Origin of the sequence: Kocuria sp. ZOR0020, from assembly GCF_000800955.1 — a bacterium.
Classification (GTDB): domain Bacteria; phylum Actinomycetota; class Actinomycetes; order Actinomycetales; family Micrococcaceae; genus Kocuria; species Kocuria subflava.
Map to the genome: position 1 here is coordinate 1 of NZ_JROX01000275.1, position 894 is coordinate 894.

The 894-nt window shown below is 60.5% G+C and carries 1 protein-coding gene; it reads left to right on the forward strand.

Annotated features, from left to right (window positions below):
* The first annotated feature begins 163 nt into the window (after positions 1 to 163).
* The gene (locus L979_RS12910; RefSeq protein WP_081994512.1) at positions 164 to 775 is read left to right on the forward strand and encodes a T6SS immunity protein Tdi1 domain-containing protein; all 612 of its coding nucleotides are present in this window, start codon (positions 164 to 166) and stop codon (positions 773 to 775) included.
* Positions 776 to 894: the final 119 nt, after the last annotated feature.

The following is an 894-nucleotide window of genomic DNA, read 5'->3' on the forward strand; positions in this document are numbered from 1 at the left end:
ACGGCCCCTCCCCAGGCGTGATCTACCCCAACCTCGCCACCCTCCTCCACCACTACGTCCACGGCGAAGACTGACCACACGCACCATCCCCCACCCCCGCCACAGGGTCCTAAGGTGGACCCGTTTATCCACACACCCAGCACCACACGCGCACACTCCACCCATGGAGAGGACACTGGAGAGCATGAAACTCAAACCATCAGCCAAGCTGCCCAACACCACCGCCTGGGCCACCGAAACCATCGGCACCACCCTGGCCGATGAAGACTGGTGCGGGGCGTCCCTGAACCGTGGCCTGCTAAGGGTCCACAACGATGAAACCGGAGCCGAAGCCACATCCCAACTACATGACGCATTCGGGGAAGGCTCCACCGACCTGGTTGTTTTCGCCACCGATTGGCAAGCCATCCACTACGCCGCAGGCGTACTGGAGGACGGCACCACCGTGGTCGTCGCCGGTGACATCGCCAGCGCCTCCCTGGAAGTCATCGCACCGCTGGACGAGTTCCTCACATTCGTGACCACGGACCGTAAAGCCGAGCAGTACTTCGACCGCGATGACTTCAACCGATTCCGCCTGAAAAACCGACTCCTGGGCCTGCAGTTCAACGAATGCGCCAGCTACAAAACCCCACCCATGCTCGGCGGCCAAAACACCATCGAAAACCGTGACCTCACCGACCTGGAAGTCCACTGGGGCCTCTTCGGCCAAATCTTCCAACAAGTCAAGGACAAGGAAGACGGCACCCCCGTCACGGAAATCACCACCGACTGACATCCGTACGTCCTGACCATGGAACCGCCTCAAAGAAGTCGGTAAAGCCATGATCAATCTGGAGGAGTGGAAAAACAACCCCGCCAAAGCCGCCGGCATGCTCACCGGTGACATCCTCC

Bases quoted from the DNA above. Each gene is read 5' to 3' on its own strand.
- L979_RS12910 (WP_081994512.1), top strand. From the start codon at position 164: ATGGAGAGGACACTGGAGAGCATGAAACTCAAACCATCAGCCAAGCTG.